Raw genomic sequence first — 560 nt, forward strand, 5'->3', positions numbered from 1 at the left:
ATTAGAATGCGGTGTTCATGACACGCTTACAGTTAAAGCGGCAATTCTGGAAGGAGAAAACATTCTGGTCTGATGGTTATTTCGCTTGCTCGGTTGGGAACGCCAGTGCTGAGACTATTAGGAAATACAATCAAGATCAGGGCTAGGCGATTCATCCCAGCGACAGCAGAGCTGATCAGCTGGGTTTTCTTGCCCAAAACGCTGTGAACTACTCAGCGACAGCATAGCTGATCACTGAGCTTCTAAGGTAGCTAGGTAGCTACCTTTTCTATTTCCTCAGATCCCAAAGACAACTTTGCTAGTGCAAAGACTTTCGTTTTAACGCCTGATTTCTGCTGAGTTTTGGGTGTTTTTGTCACCCTGACGACAGTTCCATTCGCCATTAAATCTGATTCACCTATCTTCTGAACTGCTATTGCTGATGAGTAGTCTCGGTCGCTAAACGTCCCGCAACTAACACAGGTGAAATGTCTCTCTTTCAACGTCAATTTATGGTGTTGACCACAGACAGAACACACGCCTGTTGTGCGCTCAAATCGACCTATTTCATGGTGTATACC

At 45.4% G+C, this 560-nt stretch carries 2 protein-coding genes; one reads left to right on the plus strand and one right to left on the minus strand.

Annotated elements, in window-relative coordinates; all coding sequences use genetic code 11:
• Positions 1–17 precede the first annotated feature (17 nt).
• Complete coding sequence (locus AB4585_RS25365; RefSeq protein WP_277870611.1) at positions 18–146, plus strand: transposase; 129 nt, start codon at positions 18–20, stop codon at positions 144–146.
• Between the two features lie 105 nt (positions 147–251).
• On the opposite strand, the gene AB4585_RS25370 is transcribed toward AB4585_RS25365, so the two are convergent.
• Positions 252–560, minus strand: a 309-nt coding sequence (locus tag AB4585_RS25370; RefSeq protein ID WP_372171544.1) for a zinc ribbon domain-containing protein, incomplete at its 5' end; no start/stop codon positions are given.

The sequence above is a fragment of the Vibrio sp. 10N.222.49.C9 genome, from assembly GCF_041474985.1.
GTDB classification, from domain to species: domain Bacteria; phylum Pseudomonadota; class Gammaproteobacteria; order Enterobacterales; family Vibrionaceae; genus Vibrio; species Vibrio crassostreae_C.